The sequence below is a fragment of the Pedobacter sp. genome, assembly GCF_041662865.1.
GTDB lineage: Bacteria > Bacteroidota > Bacteroidia > Sphingobacteriales > Sphingobacteriaceae > Pedobacter.
The window spans coordinates 170,433-188,586 of the sequence record NZ_JBAZRL010000001.1; the positions used below are offsets into that span (position 1 = coordinate 170,433).

General features: G+C 33.3%; 16 protein-coding genes. 13 read left to right on the forward strand and 3 right to left on the reverse strand.

Going from position 1 to position 18,154, the window contains the following annotated elements:
* The first annotated feature begins 36 nt into the window (after positions 1-36).
* The gene (gene gldM / locus WC622_RS00790; protein ID WP_372816331.1) at positions 37-1,572 is read left to right on the forward strand and encodes a gliding motility protein GldM; all 1,536 of its coding nucleotides are present in this window, start codon (positions 37-39) and stop codon (positions 1,570-1,572) included.
* Between the two features lie 5 nt (positions 1,573-1,577).
* Positions 1,578-2,504: a gliding motility protein GldN gene (gene gldN, locus WC622_RS00795; protein ID WP_372816333.1), complete on the forward strand. Its 927-nt coding sequence runs from the start codon at positions 1,578-1,580 to the stop codon at positions 2,502-2,504.
* A gap of 51 nt (positions 2,505-2,555) precedes the next feature.
* Here gldN and uvrC read toward each other — a convergent pair whose 3' ends face one another.
* Genes uvrC through WC622_RS00810 form a run of 3 tightly spaced genes read right to left on the reverse strand, consistent with a single transcriptional unit; the run spans position 2,556 to position 9,402 of the window.
* Positions 2,556-4,355 carry an excinuclease ABC subunit UvrC gene (gene uvrC / locus WC622_RS00800; RefSeq protein ID WP_372816335.1) on the reverse strand — a complete coding sequence of 600 codons (1,800 nt, stop codon included), beginning with the start codon at positions 4,353-4,355 and terminating at the stop codon, positions 2,556-2,558.
* 27 nt (positions 4,356-4,382) lie between these two features.
* Positions 4,383-6,605 (reverse strand): transglycosylase domain-containing protein, encoded by a 2,223-nt coding sequence (locus WC622_RS00805; RefSeq protein ID WP_372816337.1) that lies wholly within the window; start codon positions 6,603-6,605, stop codon positions 4,383-4,385.
* A gap of 7 nt (positions 6,606-6,612) precedes the next feature.
* On the reverse strand, positions 6,613-9,402 hold the full coding sequence (locus tag WC622_RS00810) for a tetratricopeptide repeat protein (RefSeq protein WP_372816338.1): 2,790 nt from the start codon (positions 9,400-9,402) through the stop codon (positions 6,613-6,615).
* 111 nt (positions 9,403-9,513) lie between these two features.
* Here WC622_RS00810 and WC622_RS00815 point away from each other — a divergent pair, with 111 nt between their 5' ends.
* The 11 genes from WC622_RS00815 to WC622_RS00865 all read left to right on the forward strand — a co-directional run bounded on the left by WC622_RS00815 (position 9,514) and on the right by WC622_RS00865 (position 17,735).
* Positions 9,514-9,741, forward strand: a complete 228-nt coding sequence (locus tag WC622_RS00815; protein ID WP_372816339.1) for an AtpZ/AtpI family protein — start codon at positions 9,514-9,516, stop codon at positions 9,739-9,741.
* A 101-nt stretch (positions 9,742-9,842) separates the two neighbouring features.
* Entirely contained in the window at positions 9,843-10,232 is a 390-nt protein-coding gene (locus tag WC622_RS00820; RefSeq protein WP_372816341.1) for a hypothetical protein, read from the forward strand.
* A gap of 14 nt (positions 10,233-10,246) precedes the next feature.
* Entirely contained in the window at positions 10,247-11,407 is a 1,161-nt protein-coding gene (atpB, locus tag WC622_RS00825; RefSeq protein WP_372816343.1) for a F0F1 ATP synthase subunit A, read from the forward strand.
* A gap of 38 nt (positions 11,408-11,445) precedes the next feature.
* A complete protein-coding gene (atpE, locus tag WC622_RS00830) occupies positions 11,446-11,667 on the forward strand; it encodes an ATP synthase F0 subunit C (RefSeq protein ID WP_182923335.1) in 222 nt (73 codons plus the stop codon).
* Between the two features lie 80 nt (positions 11,668-11,747).
* On the forward strand, positions 11,748-12,242 hold the full coding sequence (atpF, locus tag WC622_RS00835; protein ID WP_372816345.1) for a F0F1 ATP synthase subunit B: 495 nt from the start codon (positions 11,748-11,750) through the stop codon (positions 12,240-12,242).
* 36 nt (positions 12,243-12,278) lie between these two features.
* Positions 12,279-12,824: an ATP synthase F1 subunit delta gene (gene atpH, locus WC622_RS00840; RefSeq protein WP_372816347.1), complete on the forward strand. Its 546-nt coding sequence runs from the start codon at positions 12,279-12,281 to the stop codon at positions 12,822-12,824.
* Between the two features lie 130 nt (positions 12,825-12,954).
* Positions 12,955-14,526, forward strand: a complete 1,572-nt coding sequence (atpA, locus tag WC622_RS00845) for a F0F1 ATP synthase subunit alpha (RefSeq protein WP_372816365.1) — start codon at positions 12,955-12,957, stop codon at positions 14,524-14,526.
* 77 nt (positions 14,527-14,603) lie between these two features.
* The gene (gene atpG, locus WC622_RS00850; protein WP_372816348.1) at positions 14,604-15,485 is read left to right on the forward strand and encodes an ATP synthase F1 subunit gamma; all 882 of its coding nucleotides are present in this window, start codon (positions 14,604-14,606) and stop codon (positions 15,483-15,485) included.
* A 125-nt stretch (positions 15,486-15,610) separates the two neighbouring features.
* Positions 15,611-16,384 (forward strand): 5'-nucleotidase, lipoprotein e(P4) family, encoded by a 774-nt coding sequence (locus WC622_RS00855; protein WP_372816350.1) that lies wholly within the window; start codon positions 15,611-15,613, stop codon positions 16,382-16,384.
* Between the two features lie 63 nt (positions 16,385-16,447).
* Positions 16,448-16,663, forward strand: coding sequence for a hypothetical protein (locus WC622_RS00860; protein ID WP_372816352.1), 216 nt, complete (start codon positions 16,448-16,450; stop codon positions 16,661-16,663).
* Positions 16,664-16,889: 226 nt separating this feature from the next.
* Entirely contained in the window at positions 16,890-17,735 is an 846-nt protein-coding gene (locus WC622_RS00865) for a DUF4349 domain-containing protein (protein ID WP_372816354.1), read from the forward strand.
* Positions 17,736-18,154: the final 419 nt, after the last annotated feature.

An 18,154-nucleotide genomic window follows, 5' to 3' on the forward strand; every position in this document is an offset into this window, starting at 1 on the left:
TATTATTTAAATCAGTAAACAAAAATCTAATTTAACATGGCTGGAGGAAAAGAAACGACAAGGCAGAAGATGATCAATATCATGTATTTGGTATTGTTAGCTATGCTTGCTTTAAACGTTTCAGATGCAATCTTAAATGCTTTTAAGAACATTAACGATAGTTTAGATGCCTCAAAAACGAATGTAAGCTCTAGTTTAGAGCAAACTTTTAGCGCATTTGAAGAAACAGAATTAAAAAATAAGCCCGAGCGTGCTCAACCACTTTGGGAACGAGCTCAAAAAGTAAAAACTTATGCTGAAGAGTTGAATAAAGAAATTCAAAGACTTAAAGATGAGTTTAAAGAAAAGGGTGAAGGAATTGATCCAGAAACTGGAGATTTTGTGTTAAGAGATAATTTAGATATTGCTCAAAACATCATGATCAATAAAAAAGAAGGAGAAAAGTTAAAAACGAAAATTAACGATACTAGAGCGAAATTAATTGCACTATTAGATGAAAAAGATAGGTCAAACGTATCATTTTCTTTAGAAGCTAAAGATCCTTTAAAAGCAGTGAATGGCAAAAAATGGGAAGATGTTAATTTTGGAGAAGGAACTCCATTAACAGCTGCTAATACCATTTTAACTAAATTACAAGCGGATTTGAAAAATGCAGAATCGGAAGTAGTTAGAAAGATTTTTGGTAAAATGAGCGAAACTACAATTATCATGGACGAATTTAAAGCTGTCGCAGTTCCTTCTAGCAGCTACGTAATTCAAGGCCAACCGTATAAAGCTGACATTTTTTTAACCGCAAGAGATACGAAATCAAATCCAGAAATTTCTGTAGGTGGTAGCAATTTAGGTGTAGTAAAAGGTATAGCTACCTATACTGGTGGTACAGGTTCTGTGGGTGAATTTACTTGGAAAGGAACAATTCGTGTGAAGAAAACGGACGGTACCTATGCAACATATTATACTGATCCGATGAAATACCAAGTTGCAAAACCATCGGCAACTGTATCGTCAACTAACTTAAATGTAATTTACGCAGGTATTCCTAACCCATTTTCAATTTCTGCTCCAGGGTTTTCTTTGGAAAGTATTAAAGCAAGTATTTCTGCAGGTTCAATGACAGGTGGTTCAGGTAGGTATACTATTAATGTGCCAGGTAGTTTAATTGGTAATGAAGTTACTATCAGTGTTTCGGGTAATAGCAATGGAAAATCATTAAGCTTAGGAACGAATAAATTTAGAGTAAAAGCAATTCCTAATCCAACAGCTAAATTTGCTGGTAAGATGGGTGGTATTATTTCTGGAAATACAATTGCAAGAGAAGGTCAAGTTTCAGCAGCTATTGAAAATTTTGAATTTGATATCAAAGTTAGAGTTACTAAATTTACCGTAACAGTTGTTAGACCACGCCAAGATGCTCAGGTTTATTATTGCACAGGTGATAATTTTAGTGCACAGGCTAAAGCTGCATTATCTAATTTGCCATTTAAATCGGTAGTTTATATTGATAATATTGTCGCTCAAATGCCAGATGGTCGTGCACCAATTTTAAATTCAATGGCATTTACTGTAAACTAAAAATTATGAAAAAGATATTTTTTCTAGCTATATTTCTTTTAACCATTGGTTTCGCGTATGCGCAAAACCCGATTACGCCTCCATCAACTGCCGATAAAAAGGTAACACCTAAAAAGAAAGGCCCAAAAAAGGATGGCTTTATTTATAGAGAAGAAAGCGTAGCGGATACTGTAGTGCCTTATGCACCTGTAAATAAAGAAGATGTGGTTTACACAAAGAGAGTATGGCGTGAAATAGATCTTCGCGATCGCGGTAATCAAGTATTAGCTTCTCCTAAAGTTAGTTTATTAGGGATTATTTATGACGCAGTTAGTAATGGTGAATTAGATCTGTATTCTAGTGAAGATGAAGATTTTAAAGGTGAGCCTCTGGGACAGAAAAAAGGTAATGATCCAAAAATTACAAATAGTTCTGCAGCAGATACTGCTTTTTTAGGAGTGAATCCAGGCACAAATGAAATCAATAGAGCAAACAATGAGTTTTTTGCCGCAAGCTTTACTACACTAAGAATTAAGGAAGATTGGATATTAGATATTAAACGTGGGATTTTCGAACCAAGAATAATTGGTATTGCTCCAGTTAGAATTGATGTTAAAACCCAAGTTGACAATAATGGAAATCCAGTTCCTGATCCTACAACAGGTAAACCAAGAGCGGATACATTAAAAACTGTAGCTGGCTGGTTGTATTTTGATGATTTAAGAGAAATTTTAGTGAAGCATAAAGTTGCGAATAATCAAAATGATAACTCTGGAATTAACTTCGACGATGTATTTACTAGAAGGTTGTTTTTTAGTAATATCACTAAAGTATCTAATGCCGCAGATAATAGAATTGAAGATATTTTATTTAATCCTAAAGAGAGATTATTAGAATCTGAACGTATTAAAAAGGCAATGGCTGATTTTGAGCAAGGTCTTTGGGAATATTAGTCCCTAAATGTGATTAAAAATTTTAGAAAACCTCGATTTATTCGAGGTTTTTTATGCTTTAAAATAATTACTTAGTGCAATAATTTGTTTCTTATTCAGAAGCTGAGCCAATTCTTCTTCCGATGCTTCTTTTATTTTTTTAACGGATTTGAATTTTACTAAAAGCTTATCCGCAGTAGTTTTTCCAATACCAGGAATTACTTCTAATTCTGTTTTCAAGGTACCCTGATCTCTTTTTTTACGATGGAAAGTGATACCAAAGCGATGCGCTTCATCACGTAATTGTTGAATGACTTTTAAGGTTTCAGATTTTTTGTCAAGATATAACGGGAAACTATCTCCAGGATAATATAATTCTTCTAAGCGTTTAGCAATACCAATAACGGTTACTTTTTTATCAATGCCCAATTTTTTTAAACTGGTCACCGCAGATGATAACTGCCCTTTACCGCCATCAATAATAATGAGTTGAGGTAACGGCTGTTCTTCCTCCAAAATTCTTTTATAACGTCTGTATACTGCTTCTTCCATTGTAGCAAAATCATTCGGACCTTCTACAGTTTTAACGTTAAAATGACGGTAATCCTTTTTACTAGGCTTTGCATCCTTGAAAACTACAATTGCAGAAACAGGATACTTGCCTTGAAAATTCGAGTTATCAAAGCATTCAATGTGCTGTGGAAGCTGGGTAAGCCTTAAATCCTTTTGCATTTGACTTAAAATACGATCGGTTCTTAAGTCAGGATTTAATTTTTCATACTGATTTAATTTTTCACGTTTGAAAAACAGCACATTCTTTTCCGAAAGTTCTAATAGTTTCTTTTTTTCACCAAGTTTTGGCACTGTAAATTTTAAGCTTTTATCTAATAATGGAATAGTGAACGGAACAATAATCTCTTTGGATGTACTATTAAATTTGGTTCTAAACTCAGTAATTGCGATGGTTAATAATTCCTCATCAGTCTCATCCAATCGTTTTTTAATTTCTATAGTTTGAGTTTGAATAATACTGCCATTTACCACTTTTAAATAGTTCACAAAAGCATAACGTTCATCAGATGCAATACTTACCACATCGATATTTGTAATGGCGCTATTTACGACGGTAGACTTACTCTGGTATTTTTCTAAAACTAATAACTTCTTTTGATAAGAATGAGCAAGCTCAAAATTTAAATCTTCCGATGCTTTTTTGACTACTTGTTTTACATCTTTAATTACACTGCCAATTTTACCATTTAAAATAGCAGTAATTTCTTCAATATTTTGGTCGTAATCTGCTTTGCTTTGATAATTTTGACAAGGACCTTTACAATTTCCTATCTGATATTCTAAACAAACTTTAAATTTTCCATCGTTAATGTTTTGTGGAGTTAACGGCAGATTGCAGGTTCGTAATGTATATGTTTCTTTTATTAAATCTAAAATAGTGTGCATCATTCCTACAGATGCATACGGTCCAAAGTAGGTAGAACCATCTTTAATCATTTTCCGTGTCCAATAAATACGCGGGAAATCTTCTTTTTTAATGATAATCCATGGATAGGTTTTATCATCTTTTAGCATAATGTTGTAGCGAGGCTGATGCTTTTTTATCAAGCTATTTTCTAATAGCCAAGCATCAATTTCAGTATCAACTATAGTAAAACTTATCCGTCTGATTTTAGAAATAAGAACTTTTGTTTTGCCGTTAATCTGATGTTTATCTTGATTAAAATAGGAGCCAACACGATTGCGTAGATCTTTCGCTTTGCCAATATAAATAAGCAAACCTTCCTCATCAAAATACTGGTAAACTCCAGGTTTATGTGGAATATCGGCTAATGCCTTTTTATGATCGAAAGCACTCATTTATAACGTCGGGATGATTATATAAAACTAGAAACCTAACTTTTTATCGAGTTCAGTTGTGTCCTGTTCAGGTTGCTGATATTGGTTACAATCATAAACGATGGAGACACCATTTTTAGGAGGCTCGAAATCTGCTTTGCTTATTTTTAAATTAGGATTAGCATATACCCGCTTCATAAAACCAGCATAAATGGGTAATGCTGAATTTGCACCTTCACCATCTCTAGTACTTGTAAAATGGAACGCTCTGTCCTCACACCCTGTCCAAATACCAGCTACTAAATCTGGTGTAATGGCCATAAACCAACCATCTGAATTGTTTTGGGTTGTTCCAGTTTTTCCGCCAGTTGGTGCATTTATTCCATATTTATAACTTAATCTTGAACCCGTTCCACCAGTAATTACACCTCTTAACATTCTGGTCATTACATAGGCTACTTCTTCGTTCATGACTACCTTTATTGTTGGTTTGCTATCATAAAGTACTACGCCATTTTTATCTTCTATTTTTAAAATATAAGTAGGTTGTGTCCAAACGCCTTTATTCGCAAAAACTCCATAAGCACCTACCATATCATAAATCGATGCATCAAAAACACCCAGAGCAATAGATGGTACGATTGGAACATCTGAGGTTATACCCATTTTTTTTGCTTGTGTAGCTACTGCGGTTGGTCCAACTTGCTTCATTAAATAAGCTGCAATGTAGTTTTGGGAATAGGCCAAAGCTTTTTGTAAGGTTATTGCACCTGGCAAAGTTCCAGAAGAGCGAGGAGTCCAGTCAGGGCTACCAGGATTTGAAATAGTTACTGGCTCGTTTTGCACTGTAAAGCAAGGCGAATATCCGTTTTCTATTGCTACAGCATACGTAAATGGTTTTGCTGTTGAGCCAACTTGACGCGTACCCATTTTTACTTGATCATATTTAAAATGCTCAAAATTAATTCCTCCTACCCAGGCTTTAATATAGCCAGTTTTAGGATCCATTGCCATCATCGCATTGCGTAATAATAGTTTGTAATATTTAACGGAATCAATAGGTTTCATCAAAGTATCTATATCACCTTTCCAAGTGAAAATAGTTAGCATGCTTGGGGTATTAAAATCTTTTCTTATCTCTTCGTCAGATTTCCCTTCTAATTTTAATGCTTTATATCGATCTGAACGTTTCATGCCTTGATCGATTTGTAATTCCATTCCTTTAAAAGGATTACGTCCCTTCCAGCTATTGGCAAATTGCTGTTGCAAAACTTTCATGTATTCCTTTTGTGCTTGCTCAGCATAAACTTGCATGTCGTAATTAATGGTTGTTGTTATTTTCAACCCATCTCTATCTAAATCATATGGAATACCATTATTTGTTATGGAGCGATCTTCTAAAATTTTTCTTACTTCTGATTTTAAAACAGCTCTAAAATAAGGGGCAACACCATCATTTGTAGTGGCAGCATTAAAATGTAAATCCAATGGTTTCACCTTTTCTATTTCAAATTGTTCAGCAGTAAGTAAATCTGCTTTAACCATTAACGCCATTACTGTATTCCTTCTGGTTAATGATCTTTCTGGGTTTTTAGTTGGCGAATATCGAGTAATACCCCTTTGTATACCAACTAAAACTGCTGCTTGTGGTACGGTTAATTTATCAGGAGTTGTATTAAAATAAACTCTTGCAGCAGATTTAATACCATAGGCTTGATTACCGAAATCAACTGTATTTAAATACATGGTAATAATTTCTTCCTTTGTATAATTGCGTTCTAATTTTACTGCAATTACCCATTCTTGAAATTTTTGGATTATTCTTTTGAAGTAATTCTTTTGTCTACCTTCCTCAGAAAATAAGTTTAATGCTAATTGTTGGGTAATTGTGCTTCCACCTTGTTTCTTTCCCATTAATGCATAAGCAAAGATGGTAAACGTTCTTTTAAAGTCAATACCAGAATGTGAACGAAAGCGGACATCTTCGGTTGCAATTAACGCATTTACGACATTCGGAGATATTTCGCTATAATTAATATTAGAACGATTTTTAACAAAATAAGTCCCAATTACTTTACCATCTTCAGAAAGAACTTCTGTTGCCTCATTACTTTTTGGGTGCTCAATTGCTCTAAAAGAAGGGATTTCTCCAAATAGTCCAAAACCTATCGAAATAATAAATAAAGCGAAAAACACCATGCCGCCAATGAGTAATTTCCAAAGTCTGAGATTATATTTCTTTATGTTTTCTGGTGTTAGGGATGTATTCATTTTATTACTAATTGTTCTTGAAAAACTCAATATACCTATTTAATATTTCTCTATTCTTAATTTTGTCGAAGTTCTCTTTGCTAATATAAAAACCTTTATAGGTAGTAGCTGGAACTTTCATGATTTTTGCTAGTTGTGGTATAATACTTTCTGCATAAGTTTTTACCTCATTTAATGATGTAAAATTACCAACAAAAATTAATTGATCTTCGTCAAGTTCTAATAGTTGATGCTTTAATCCTGTGCCAGCATAATTACCTCTATTAAATTGGCCAATACCAAAACGAGATGAACTCACACTTAAACTCATATCATTAACGCTAATTACATAATAATAAATATCTGATTCTGCTCTACTGAAAAAATTATCTACAGGTTTAACTATGGATTCATTTTTTACTTCTTGCGATTTTGCTGTAACCGGTATATTTTGAGCAGGAGTTACAGCTGGTGTAGCAATAGGAATAACAGGCTTAACTACTGTAGGTTCTACTTTAGCTATAGCAGGTTCTGGTTTATTTACAGCAACAACCGCATTTTCTCGTTGTGAAATAAAACGAGGTTCTGTCGGATCGAAATCAATTAGTGCAATTTTTCTTGCTTTAAATGCTGGTAAATTTGCATTGATGTAAGCTATGTGATCCAAAACCAGTGGATTAATCAGTTTATCATTTGGATATTTAGAAATGATAGCATTAAAAGCAAGCAATAAACTATCTACATTTTGTGTACGACCAATGGCGATTGCTTTTAAATAATCGTATTGAGCTTGTAACGCATTTCCTGGAAAACGCTGATTGGTTTCATTTACTGAAGTAATTACTGCAGGGAAATCTTTTTTCTCGTAACTATCGAAAACGGTATTGTAAATTTTATTTATTTCTAAATCTAAAGCATTTTGTTTTGCCGAAAAATTAGGATCTAATATTGTTTTAGCATAAACCGAATTTGGGTATTTAGCTAATACCATATTCTTATACATCTCTGATTTGGCTTGATCTGTTTTTGCATAACCAAGATATAAACTATAATAAATTGCCTCTAAATGATTGTTTTGAGGGTATCTAGCCAATAATTCTTCATAAACCTTAACAGCCTCTTCTTCATCCTGAAGCACTTGCTGATAAAATCCCGCAATTTCGAAATATGCATCTATTATTTTCTGATCAGATTTAACTATCTGATCTGCCGTTAAAGGCAGCAATGCTGTATATTCTTTAATGCGTGTTTCTTTATCGGTACTTGCTGCCTGAACATTTGTTGAGTTAGTTGAATTATCTATTACAGCAGACTGATTTTGCTGGTTAACCTGCGCAGATGATTTTACACTTTGCCTCCAATTATCTTCTAAAATTCTATTTCCCCAACGTTTTTTGAAATCGGTAAACCCTCTACTAATCGCATTGTTATTGCTAAAATAAAACTTATCGTTGCTTGGCGTTTTAGTAGGATCGTCGAATTTTACAGCCTTACCATTGTCAATCTTCTTTATTGTAGTATTAATTTCTTTTTTCGGTTCAAATAATTCGCTTAATTTCTTTTCACGAGCTTGTTCAGGTAAACGAGCAATGAGTTGCAACGTATCTTGATCTGCAATTAATTGATAGCGTTGAGTTAAATATTCTAAATTTTCTGCTTTTTTAAGGATTCCTTCATAACCCGAATAGTTTTTAGGTAAAGTAGTTACTGCACTATCATAATATAATTTAGCATTCACATAATTACCTAGATTTTTAAAATTTAGATCGGCAAGTTTTAGATACGATAAACCCTTTTGATATTTATTAGTGATACTTTTTTGGGCAGATAATTTGTAATACTCCTCAGCCTTTTTATAATCCTTATCGACAAAATAATCTTCAGCTACCTCGTAATAAATTTGATCGGTATAATCGAAATTTTTATCATCCTTTAGTAACTTAAGCAATTGTTGTTTACGATTTGATGTTCGTTCATTCAAAAAGTCATTAATGCGAATTTTACTCAACTTTGCATTAAAATACATTTCAAAAGGTGCATTGCTATTCTCAACCTTGGTATAATTACGCAAACTGGCGTCGTATTCTTTATTATATTCATACAATTGAGCTAAAATGTAAGGCCATCTAGTTCTGCTTTGTATTTTGTTGGTTTCTTTTATTGCTTGCTCCAAATAACCAATTGCCTCTTTATAATTTTGCTGATAAATACTCATTTGTGCTAGTGTTGCTAATGGTTCAGCTTTTTCACTATTAACTGAATCCAATGTTGCTTTTACGGTATCTAATGTAAGCAGGGCTTTTTCATAGTTATTCAATTGCATTAAACTACGAGCTTTCCATGTCATTGCACTTAGAAAGACGTTTTTATTGCTTTTATAGGTTTTTGCAGTATAATCAAAGTATTCTACGGCAGTAAAATAGTTGCCGTTATAAAAATTTGTTTTACCTAAAAGGATGTAAGCATCATCAATATAATTGCTAAAGTTCTTTTCGCTGATAATTGTTTGAGCCTTTTGTGTAATCTCATCTAATGATTTAACATTGCCAGCAGGAGCTGCAGGATTTAGATAATCTGAAATCGCAGGAGCGATATAAACTGCCAAAAAATCATCGTAATTATCTTTATAGGTTTGTGAAAGATCATCCTGATAAGTTGTTAATAAAACATTTGAGTTATAAATGTAGTTATAACGAGCAGATAGGTTTTGGAGACTTCTGTTTGTAGCATTATCTTTTTGCGTAGAACAACCAATAAAAATGGTTATGCTTAGGCAAGAGAGGATAATTTTTGTACTTAGTTTTGCGTAGTTGTTCAAGAATTTAAGAATTGCGTATAACTTTACAAGATAACAGAATGTATGCAAAAATATTTTATTTGACAGTAAATTTTTAATATTTGAGCTTATATTTTAATAGAAATAGTTATTATGACAAATTTTGAGAATAATGATGAGGGTAAACAGGCTAGTAATTTCGCCAAATATACGGGTATAGCTTTTCAGATGTTGGCTACTATTGGGTTGTTTACATTTATAGGGTATAAAATTGATGAGCACAGTGGGAACACAAAATCAATTTACACTGCTATGTTAGGTTTATTAGGCGTTATTCTATCTTTATATATGGTAATTAGATCTTTAACAAAAAAAAAGTAACTATTTCTTTCGGCAGATTCTGTATATATTGCGGTATTAATTGCAACATGAAAGCTTAATATCAGCGCTTTCTTATACCTTTGCCTTAAAATAAATAGATTTTGAGTTTACCACGTTTCATTTTATACTATTTTTTATATACGCTATTATTAATAGGTATTATTGTCGCATTGCCTTATATTTTTCCAACAGTAAATCTGTTCATTAGTAAATTTTGGGTGGTTTTTGGATTCATAGCGGGTATTACATTTATCGCTTATATTGTAGCTTACTTAGGGATAAAACGCAATCCAGAAGTAGGGGTTATGGCAATGATGGCATCAATAGCTGTTAAGATGTTATTTTCCATGGCTTTTGTGCTCATTTATGTGCTTAAAACACCTGTTAGCAGCCTACTTTTTGTACTAGATTTTTTTTCTTTATATTTCTTATTTAGTGGCTTTGAAATTTACGCATTGTTATGTAACTTGCGCCACTCAATAAAAAAGTAAAAAACATAGAATAAATGCACTTCAGTCATATTTTTAAATCAAGAATAAATGTACTAAGCGTTGCTTTTGCGCTTTTTTTAGCGTTTTTTAGTTTAAATGCTACTGCACAAGCTCTGCCAGATACTGCGGTAAAAGCAGAAAATCACACAAAAATTGTTGCAGAAGAAGCAAAAGAAAAAAAGTTTGATATTACTGCCTATATTTTACATCATATTGCTGATTCACATGGTTTCCACATGTGGGGTGAAGGCGAAAATTCTGTTACTATATCATTGCCTATAATTTTATGGACAGATAATGGTTTAGTTACTTTTATGTCTGGTGATTTTCATCATGATAGTGAAGGAAAGCATGTAGTAGAAAAAAACGGACAGCGATTTGTTAATTTCCACGAAAAGATTTACTACGCATCTGCAACTGCTAATGAACATGGTGAGTTTGTAGAAGTAGGCGCTAAACATAAAGTTGCAAATCTTGCTCCTTTAGATTTTTCGATTACAAAGAACGTATTCACATTAATATTCTCTGGAGTAATTTTAGTTGTTTTATTTGTTGGTGTAGCAAGATCTTATGGTAAGCGTAAAGGGAAATCTCCAAAAGGATTTCAGTCTTTAATAGAGCCAGTTATATTATTTATCAGAGATGATATCGCTATTCCTAATTTAGGAGCTAAACATGAAGCTTATATGCCTTATTTGTTAACTATATTTTTCTTTATTTGGTTTAACAACATATTAGGCATGGTTCCTTTCTTTCCAGGAGGTGCAAACTTAACAGGAAATATTAATCTTACTTTTGTTTTAGCGGTTTTAACATATCTTATCACCACCTTTAAAGCAAATAAGCATTATTGGAAACACATTTTCTGGATGCCAGGTGTTCCAGTGCCAATGAAAATATTCCTAGCACCTTTAGAGTTTTTAGGTACGTTAACTAAACCAGTAGCATTAATGATTCGTTTGTTTGCGAATATTACAGCTGGTCACATTTTAGTACTTGCATTATTGTGTTTGATCTTTGTTTTCAAATCGATTTTTATTGCACCGGTTTCGGTTGTGTTTGTGGTATTCATTAGCATGATCGAATTATTGGTAGGTTTTATACAGGCCTTTATTTTTACTGTATTAACCGCTTTGTTTATCGGCTTAGCCGTACAAGAACATGGCGAACATTAATTAGAAACAATATTGTTTACATATAAAATTAAATTAAAATGGTAGTAGGAAGTATTGCTGCAGTAGGTGCAGGTTTAGCTGCAGTAGGTGCAGGTATCGGTATCGGTAAAATTGGTGGTTCAGCTTTAGAAAGTGTTGCTCGTCAACCAGAAGCTGCTTCTAAAATTCAAACGATGATGTTAATTGCTGCAGCATTTGTTGAAGCGGTTGCACTATTTGCGGTTGTGGTATCTTTCTTAGGAAACAACCCAACAGCTTAAAAAAATCGAAAACATTTTGGAGCGGTTGGCTTCAAAATGTTTTTATTACACATTGTAAATAATAATAAAAACAACATAATATGGATTTATTTAATCCCAGCATTGGCTTAATAGTTTGGAGTACGATTGTATTTCTTTTACTATTTTTCATTTTAGCGAAATTTGCTTGGAAACCAGTAATGGTTGCCATAAAGGAACGCGAACAATTTATTGATGATTCTTTAAATAAAGCAGAATTAGCTAATCAAGAAATGGCTAGATTAACTGCGCAAAACGAAGACTTGATGAAACAAGCTCGTGCTGAGCGTGATGAAATTCTGAAAGAAGCCAAAAAACTGAAAGACAATATTGTTAATGAAGCTAAAACATCTGCTCAAACAGAAGGTGCTAAACTGATTGAAAAAGCTCGTATTGAGATTGAAAATCAGAAAAAAGCAGCATTAGCTGAATTAAAAGGTCAGGTTTCTACTTTATCATTAGATATTGCTGAACGTGTTTTACGTAGCCAGTTAGATGATAAAGCAAAACAACAGGATTTGGTTGCCAACCTGTTAAAAGATGTTGAATTAAATTAAGTTATAATTACACGTATAACTTACAACTAAAATAATATGTCAGGTAAAGCAGGAGCTAGATACGCAAAATCGTTAATTGACCTTTCTACAGAGCAAAACGCTTTGGAAGAAATTAAAAACGATATGGTGTTATTTGAAAAGATTGTTGATGATAATAGTGAATTAGAAGCAATTCTTAAAAACCCAATTGTACCTTTAGATAAAAAAGCAGGTATTTTAAATGATGTTTTTGGTAACAAAGTTCATAAAATTACAAATAGCTTTTTAAAGCTAGTGGTAAATAAAGGGCGTTCTGCAATCCTATTTGATACTGCAAAACAATTTATTGCGCAATACAATTTTATTAAAGGTATTGTAACTGCAGAAGTAACATCTGCTATTGCACTAACTGATGCAAGTAAAACTGAAATAGTGAGCTTGGTTAAAAAGGAATTAGGTGCTAAAGAAGTTATTGTTAAGGAGAAAGTTGACGAGAAATTAATTGGTGGCTTTATTTTAAAAGTAGGTGATAAGCAGTTTGATGCAAGTATTGCCAGTGGTTTAAGTAAACTGAAAAAGGAATTTGCACAAGGTGTAGCTTAATTGCTGAAAAAGCAAGCGAAGCAATACTGAGCTAATATATAAACCCGTCCCGATAGCTATCGGGAGAAACGGAAGAAATAACAAAAGAGTACAAGATTTATATTTTCAAAAAGAAATCAAAATAAAAATTATTGTAGAGGTAAGACCAGACGAAGTTTCGGCAATTATCAGACAACAATTGTCAGGCTTTAAATCGGAAGCTGAATTGGAAGAAGTTGGTACCGTTTTACAAGTGGGTGATGGTATTGCTCGTGTTTACGGTTTAACTAAAGTTCAAAGTGGTGAGCTAGTTGAATTTGCAAACGGGTTGCAAGGTATCGTTTTAAACCTTGAAGAAGATAACGTTGGTGTGGTTTTATTAGGGCCATCTGACGAGATCAAAGAAGGTGATACTATTAAACGTACTAAAAAAATTGCCTCTATTAAAGTTGGTGAAGGTATGTTGGGTCGTGTGGTAAACACGCTTGGCGAGCCTATTGACGGTAAAGGACCAATTTTAGGCGAGACTTACGAAATGCCTTTGGAGCGTAAAGCACCAGGTGTAATTTATCGTCAGCCAGTTACTGAGCCTTTACAAACTGGTATTAAAGCAATTGATGCAATGATTCCAATTGGTCGTGGTCAACGTGAGTTGGTTATTGGCGATCGTCAGATTGGTAAAACTGCAGTTTGTATCGATACTATTATCAATCAAAAAGAATTTTATGATGCAGGAAATCCTGTATTCTGTATATATGTAGCTTGTGGACAAAAAGCAAGTACAGTAGCAAACGTTGTACGTACGTTAGAAGAAAACGGTGCAATGCCTTATACTGTAGTTGTTGCTGCATCTGCTGCTGAACCTGCTCCATTGCAGTTTTATGCTCCATTTGCTGGTGCTGCAATTGGTGAGTTTTTCCGTGATACTGGTCGCCCAGCTTTAATTGTTTATGATGATTTATCTAAACAAGCTGTTGCTTACCGTGAAGTGTCATTGTTATTACGTCGTCCACCGGGTCGTGAGGCTTATCCAGGTGACGTATTTTATTTGCACAGTCGTTTATTAGAGCGTGCTGCAAAAATCAATCAGAATGATGAGATTGCAAAAAACATGAACGATTTACCAGAATCGTTAAAAGGAATTGTTAAAGGCGGTGGTTCGTTAACTGCTTTACCAATTATCGAAACTCAAGCTGGTGACGTTTCTGCATATATCCCAACTAACGTAATTTCAATTACTGATGGTCAGATTTTCTTAGAGTCGAATTTATTTAACTCTGGTGTACGTCCGGCAATTAACGTAGGTATCTCGGTATCACGTGTAGGTGGTAATGCACAAATTAAATCAATGAAAAAAGTAGCTGGTACATTAAAATTAGATCAGGCTCAATACCGTGAATTAGAGGCGTTCTCTAAATTCGGTTCTGATTTAGATGCTGCTACGAAATCTGTTTTAGATAAAGGTGCTCGTAACGTAGAGATGTTAAAACAAGCTCAATTCTCTCCGTTTACTGTTGAGAAACAAGTTGCGATTGTTTATTTAGGTACTAAAAACTTAATGCGTTCAGTTCCTGTAAACAAAGTAAAAGAATTTGAAGCTGAGTTTTTACAAGCACTAGAATTACGTCATCCAGAAGCGCTAGCTTCTTTAAAAGCTGGTAAGTTAGATGATGCAGTTGAAGTATTAGAAAGAGTAGCAAAAGAGATTTCAAGTAAATATTAATTTAGATGGAAGTATATAGTATTTAGTATTTAGATAAGATGTCTAAGTACTAAATACTAACTTCTAAATACTAAAAGATGGCTAATTTAAAAGAAGTAAGAATTCGTATATCATCGGTACAATCTACCCAGCAGATTACCAAAGCTATGAAAATGGTTTCGGCTGCGAAGTTAAAGCGTGCTACCAATGCTATTGTGGCTTTACGCCCTTATGCTACTAAATTGAAAGAGATTTTAGGAAATCTTTCTGCCAGTTTAGAAGGTGCTTCATCTCCTTTTATTCAGGAACGTGAGCCTAATAAGGTATTAATTGTTGTAGTATCATCTAACCGTGGTTTGGCTGGTGCTTTTAACATGAATGTAATTAAAACTGCGAATATTTTAATTGCCGAAAAATATAGTGAACAGCTTAAAAATGGCAATGTAAGTATAGTTTCCATTGGTAAAAAAGCGCAAGATTTTTACGAAAAACGTAATTACAAAGTAGTTGGAAACAATAACGAAGTTTACTCGGCTTTAACTTTCGAAAATGTAACTAAAATTACCGATGCTATTATGGCTGGTTTTGAAAAGGAAGAGTTTGATAGAGTAGAATTGGTTTATAATCGTTTTAAAAATGCTGCAGTTCAGATTTTAACTACTGAACAATTATTGCCATTACCTAAAACAGAAACGAATGAGGCAGTAAAAGCATCAAACGTTGATTATATTTTAGAGCCAAATCAAGAAGAGATTGTAACACAGTTGATTCCGAAATCAATTAAAACACAATTATATAAAGCAGTATTAGATTCTCATGCTTCAGAACATGGTGCTCGTATGACATCAATGGATAAAGCAACAGAAAATGCTGGAGATTTAATTAAAGCATTAAAGTTAGCATATAACCAAGCTCGTCAGGCTGCAATTACAACAGAGTTAACAGAGATTGTGAGTGGTGCAGCAGCATTGAACGGATAATTTATTGTTCATAGTTCAATTGTTAATTGGGCTAAGTTTAAAATATAAAACCCTTATCTTAATTGATGAGGGTTTTTTGTTTTTAAGACATTTCTAACTCTTATCTTTGAGTAAAACAAAAATCAATGAAAAAACAGTTTATATTTTGGATGCTTAGCATTCTACCTATATTATCATTTGCACAGGCACTTACACCAAGCAGAGACTATACCAACGCAGTTTTATGGCAACAGTATAGCGGCGAATATAGAGCATTGTCTTTTCAGGCATATAACTTTGCTCGATTATCTTTAAAAGAAGCATTATGGAATCAGGCGAATACTAAACCGAACTGTGTAATTGTAGATGCTGATGAAACCATTTTAGATAATTCAGCTTTTCAAGGACACGAAGTGAAAAATGGAGTGAGTTATGTGCAAAAGGATTGGACTCAATGGACTTCTTTAGCGCAAGCTGATACTGTTCCTGGAGCTTTAGCATTTTTGAAATTTGCAGCTAGTAAGAACGTAGAAACTTTTTATGTAACCAATAGAGAAGTTGCAGACCATGATGGCACATTAAAGAACTTACAAAAATTTGGATTTCCGTATGCTGATGAAGCGCATTTATTGTTAAAAAATACCACTTCGGATAAAGAACCACGCAGACAAAAAATACTTGAAAAATATAACATTTTATTATTGTGCGGAGATAATTTAAGCGATTTTTCAAATGTATTTTATCGTGAAGGAAAAGATACAAAAGAACAAGTTAATATGCTACAAAATCTATTTGGAACGAAGTTTATCGTATTGCCAAATCCTATGTATGGGGATTGGGAAAAGCTTTTATATAAAGGTGATAAATTGAACGAAGCGGACAAAGCAAAACAAAGATTTGATAAGCTGAAAAGTTATTAAATTGTATGCTGATTTTAGTTAATTAATATTATTTTTGTAGCAGAAATTTTAAAAGAAAAAACAATGGAACAATCTGAAGAAAGAGATCAAAGCATGAAATCTGCTAATCAAGTTTCGATATATAAATCATTACTAGTTGGAATTTTAATTGGTGTTGTAGGTGTTTTTGGACGCTTTGCTTTCGATTCAACTGCACTTTCAATTGCATGTTGGGCAATCTTATTAATTGGTACAATCTGGAGCTTCAGAGCTGTTTTTAAGATTTTAGACGCAAAATAAAGAAATCATTTTATAGGTATAAATCCTTCTCGATCTAAATCGGGAAGGATTTTTTATTTCGTATTATTTCTGTTACTCGTGAGAAATTAAGGTTACTTCTACATCCTATTGGCATTAAGCAATACCGGCCGGTACAAGTAAATTAAACAAAATTTTAATGCTGTAATGCTATGGGTGAACTATATCAATTGCACTAAGTTTTGTAAACCCTAAACAAATAGAAATAATGAAAAGATATTTATTTTGTGCCGCTATCGTCATAGTTATATTTGGCTGCAATGCTAAGAAGACAGATTACGCTAGTTCAGAGAATGTAATGGCAGTCGATACTATAGCATCTATTGACACAACTTCAACTGCAAAAATTATAAAGACTGCAGATATGCGGTTTCGAGTTAAAGACGTTCAAAAAACAAAAGAACAATTAAGTGCTACCATAAAAACACAAGGTGGGACAATTGCTGAGTTTTCGATTGAAAGCTCCATCCAAGAAAGTGACAAAGTAAAATACAGTATAGATTCTTTGAAAGAAATTACTTCTTACCGTAAAGAAGGATTTCTAATTGCAAAAATTCCTTCAGAAAAACTGGATGATTTTACAAATTCAGTTGCAAAAATGGCTGTGTTTGTTGATCATCAAGCAATGAAAATGGATGATCAAAGCATCGCCTATTTGGCAAATAAATTAAAAGTTCAAAACAGAGTTGATGCGATGAATACTATCAATAAAACAGCAACTCGAAAAGGGAACAATGTAGAAACATCATTGTATATAAAAGACGATTATGTGGATAAGAAAATCGAGAATATGAATATCGATAATCGCGTAAAATTTAGCACAATTACACTTAATTTCTACCAAGATAATACGGTGAACACCTTAATTGTTGGTAACGATAATTTATACGATTATCGCCCAGGTTTCTTTCAACGTTTAGGTTTAAACATTATTGATGGCTGGGTGTATTTTAAAGAATTTCTTTTAGGTTTATCACGCTTGTGGGCAATTATTGCATTAGGTTTTTTATTGTTTTTTGGAGTTAGATATTTGATTAGAAAAGGTAAGAGGTAGTTCGCGACGAATTTAATCTCTTGAAACCACTTTCATAGTTTCGAATAGCTTAAAATCAATTTATGTATTTTCATATTTTTCATCGTAAAGCCGGGATGTATTGCCTAAAGCCAATACCAAAGTAAATAAGGGAAAATGATTGCGCATTAGACTGGTTCATAAGGGATAGTATGAGCATTATTTAACCTATTGGCGTAAAAACAGTACAAATAGGATATATGTAACAGCATAATGCAAAAACTGTAATTTGTTAATCAAAAAGCGTAGTTTAAGCACGTTTCGATATAGAAATTTGGTTTTTCCCAATGGGAAATGTCAATCTCCCATTACGCAAAGGACATTTCCCATTACGCAAAGAGCTTTTCCCATCACGCAAAGAGCTTTTCCCATTACGCAAAGGACATTTCCCATCACGCAAA

What these genes read in the sequence shown, in the direction of transcription:
- gldM (WP_372816331.1), top strand. Translation starts at nt 37, where the DNA reads ATGGCTGGAGGAAAAGAAACGACAAGGCAGAAGATGATCAATATCATG.
- gldN (WP_372816333.1), top strand. Translation starts at nt 1,578, where the DNA reads ATGAAAAAGATATTTTTTCTAGCTATATTTCTTTTAACCATTGGTTTC.
- uvrC (WP_372816335.1), bottom strand. Translation starts at nt 4,355, where the DNA reads ATGAGTGCTTTCGATCATAAAAAGGCATTAGCCGATATTCCACATAAA.
- WC622_RS00805 (WP_372816337.1), bottom strand. Translation starts at nt 6,605, where the DNA reads ATGAATACATCCCTAACACCAGAAAACATAAAGAAATATAATCTCAGA.
- WC622_RS00815 (WP_372816339.1), top strand. Translation starts at nt 9,514, where the DNA reads ATGACAAATTTTGAGAATAATGATGAGGGTAAACAGGCTAGTAATTTC.
- atpB (WP_372816343.1), top strand. Translation starts at nt 10,247, where the DNA reads ATGCACTTCAGTCATATTTTTAAATCAAGAATAAATGTACTAAGCGTT.
- atpE (WP_182923335.1), top strand. Translation starts at nt 11,446, where the DNA reads ATGGTAGTAGGAAGTATTGCTGCAGTAGGTGCAGGTTTAGCTGCAGTA.
- atpF (WP_372816345.1), top strand. Translation starts at nt 11,748, where the DNA reads ATGGATTTATTTAATCCCAGCATTGGCTTAATAGTTTGGAGTACGATT.
- atpH (WP_372816347.1), top strand. Translation starts at nt 12,279, where the DNA reads ATGTCAGGTAAAGCAGGAGCTAGATACGCAAAATCGTTAATTGACCTT.
- atpG (WP_372816348.1), top strand. Translation starts at nt 14,604, where the DNA reads ATGGCTAATTTAAAAGAAGTAAGAATTCGTATATCATCGGTACAATCT.
- WC622_RS00855 (WP_372816350.1), top strand. Translation starts at nt 15,611, where the DNA reads ATGAAAAAACAGTTTATATTTTGGATGCTTAGCATTCTACCTATATTA.
- WC622_RS00860 (WP_372816352.1), top strand. Translation starts at nt 16,448, where the DNA reads ATGGAACAATCTGAAGAAAGAGATCAAAGCATGAAATCTGCTAATCAA.
- WC622_RS00865 (WP_372816354.1), top strand. Translation starts at nt 16,890, where the DNA reads ATGAAAAGATATTTATTTTGTGCCGCTATCGTCATAGTTATATTTGGC.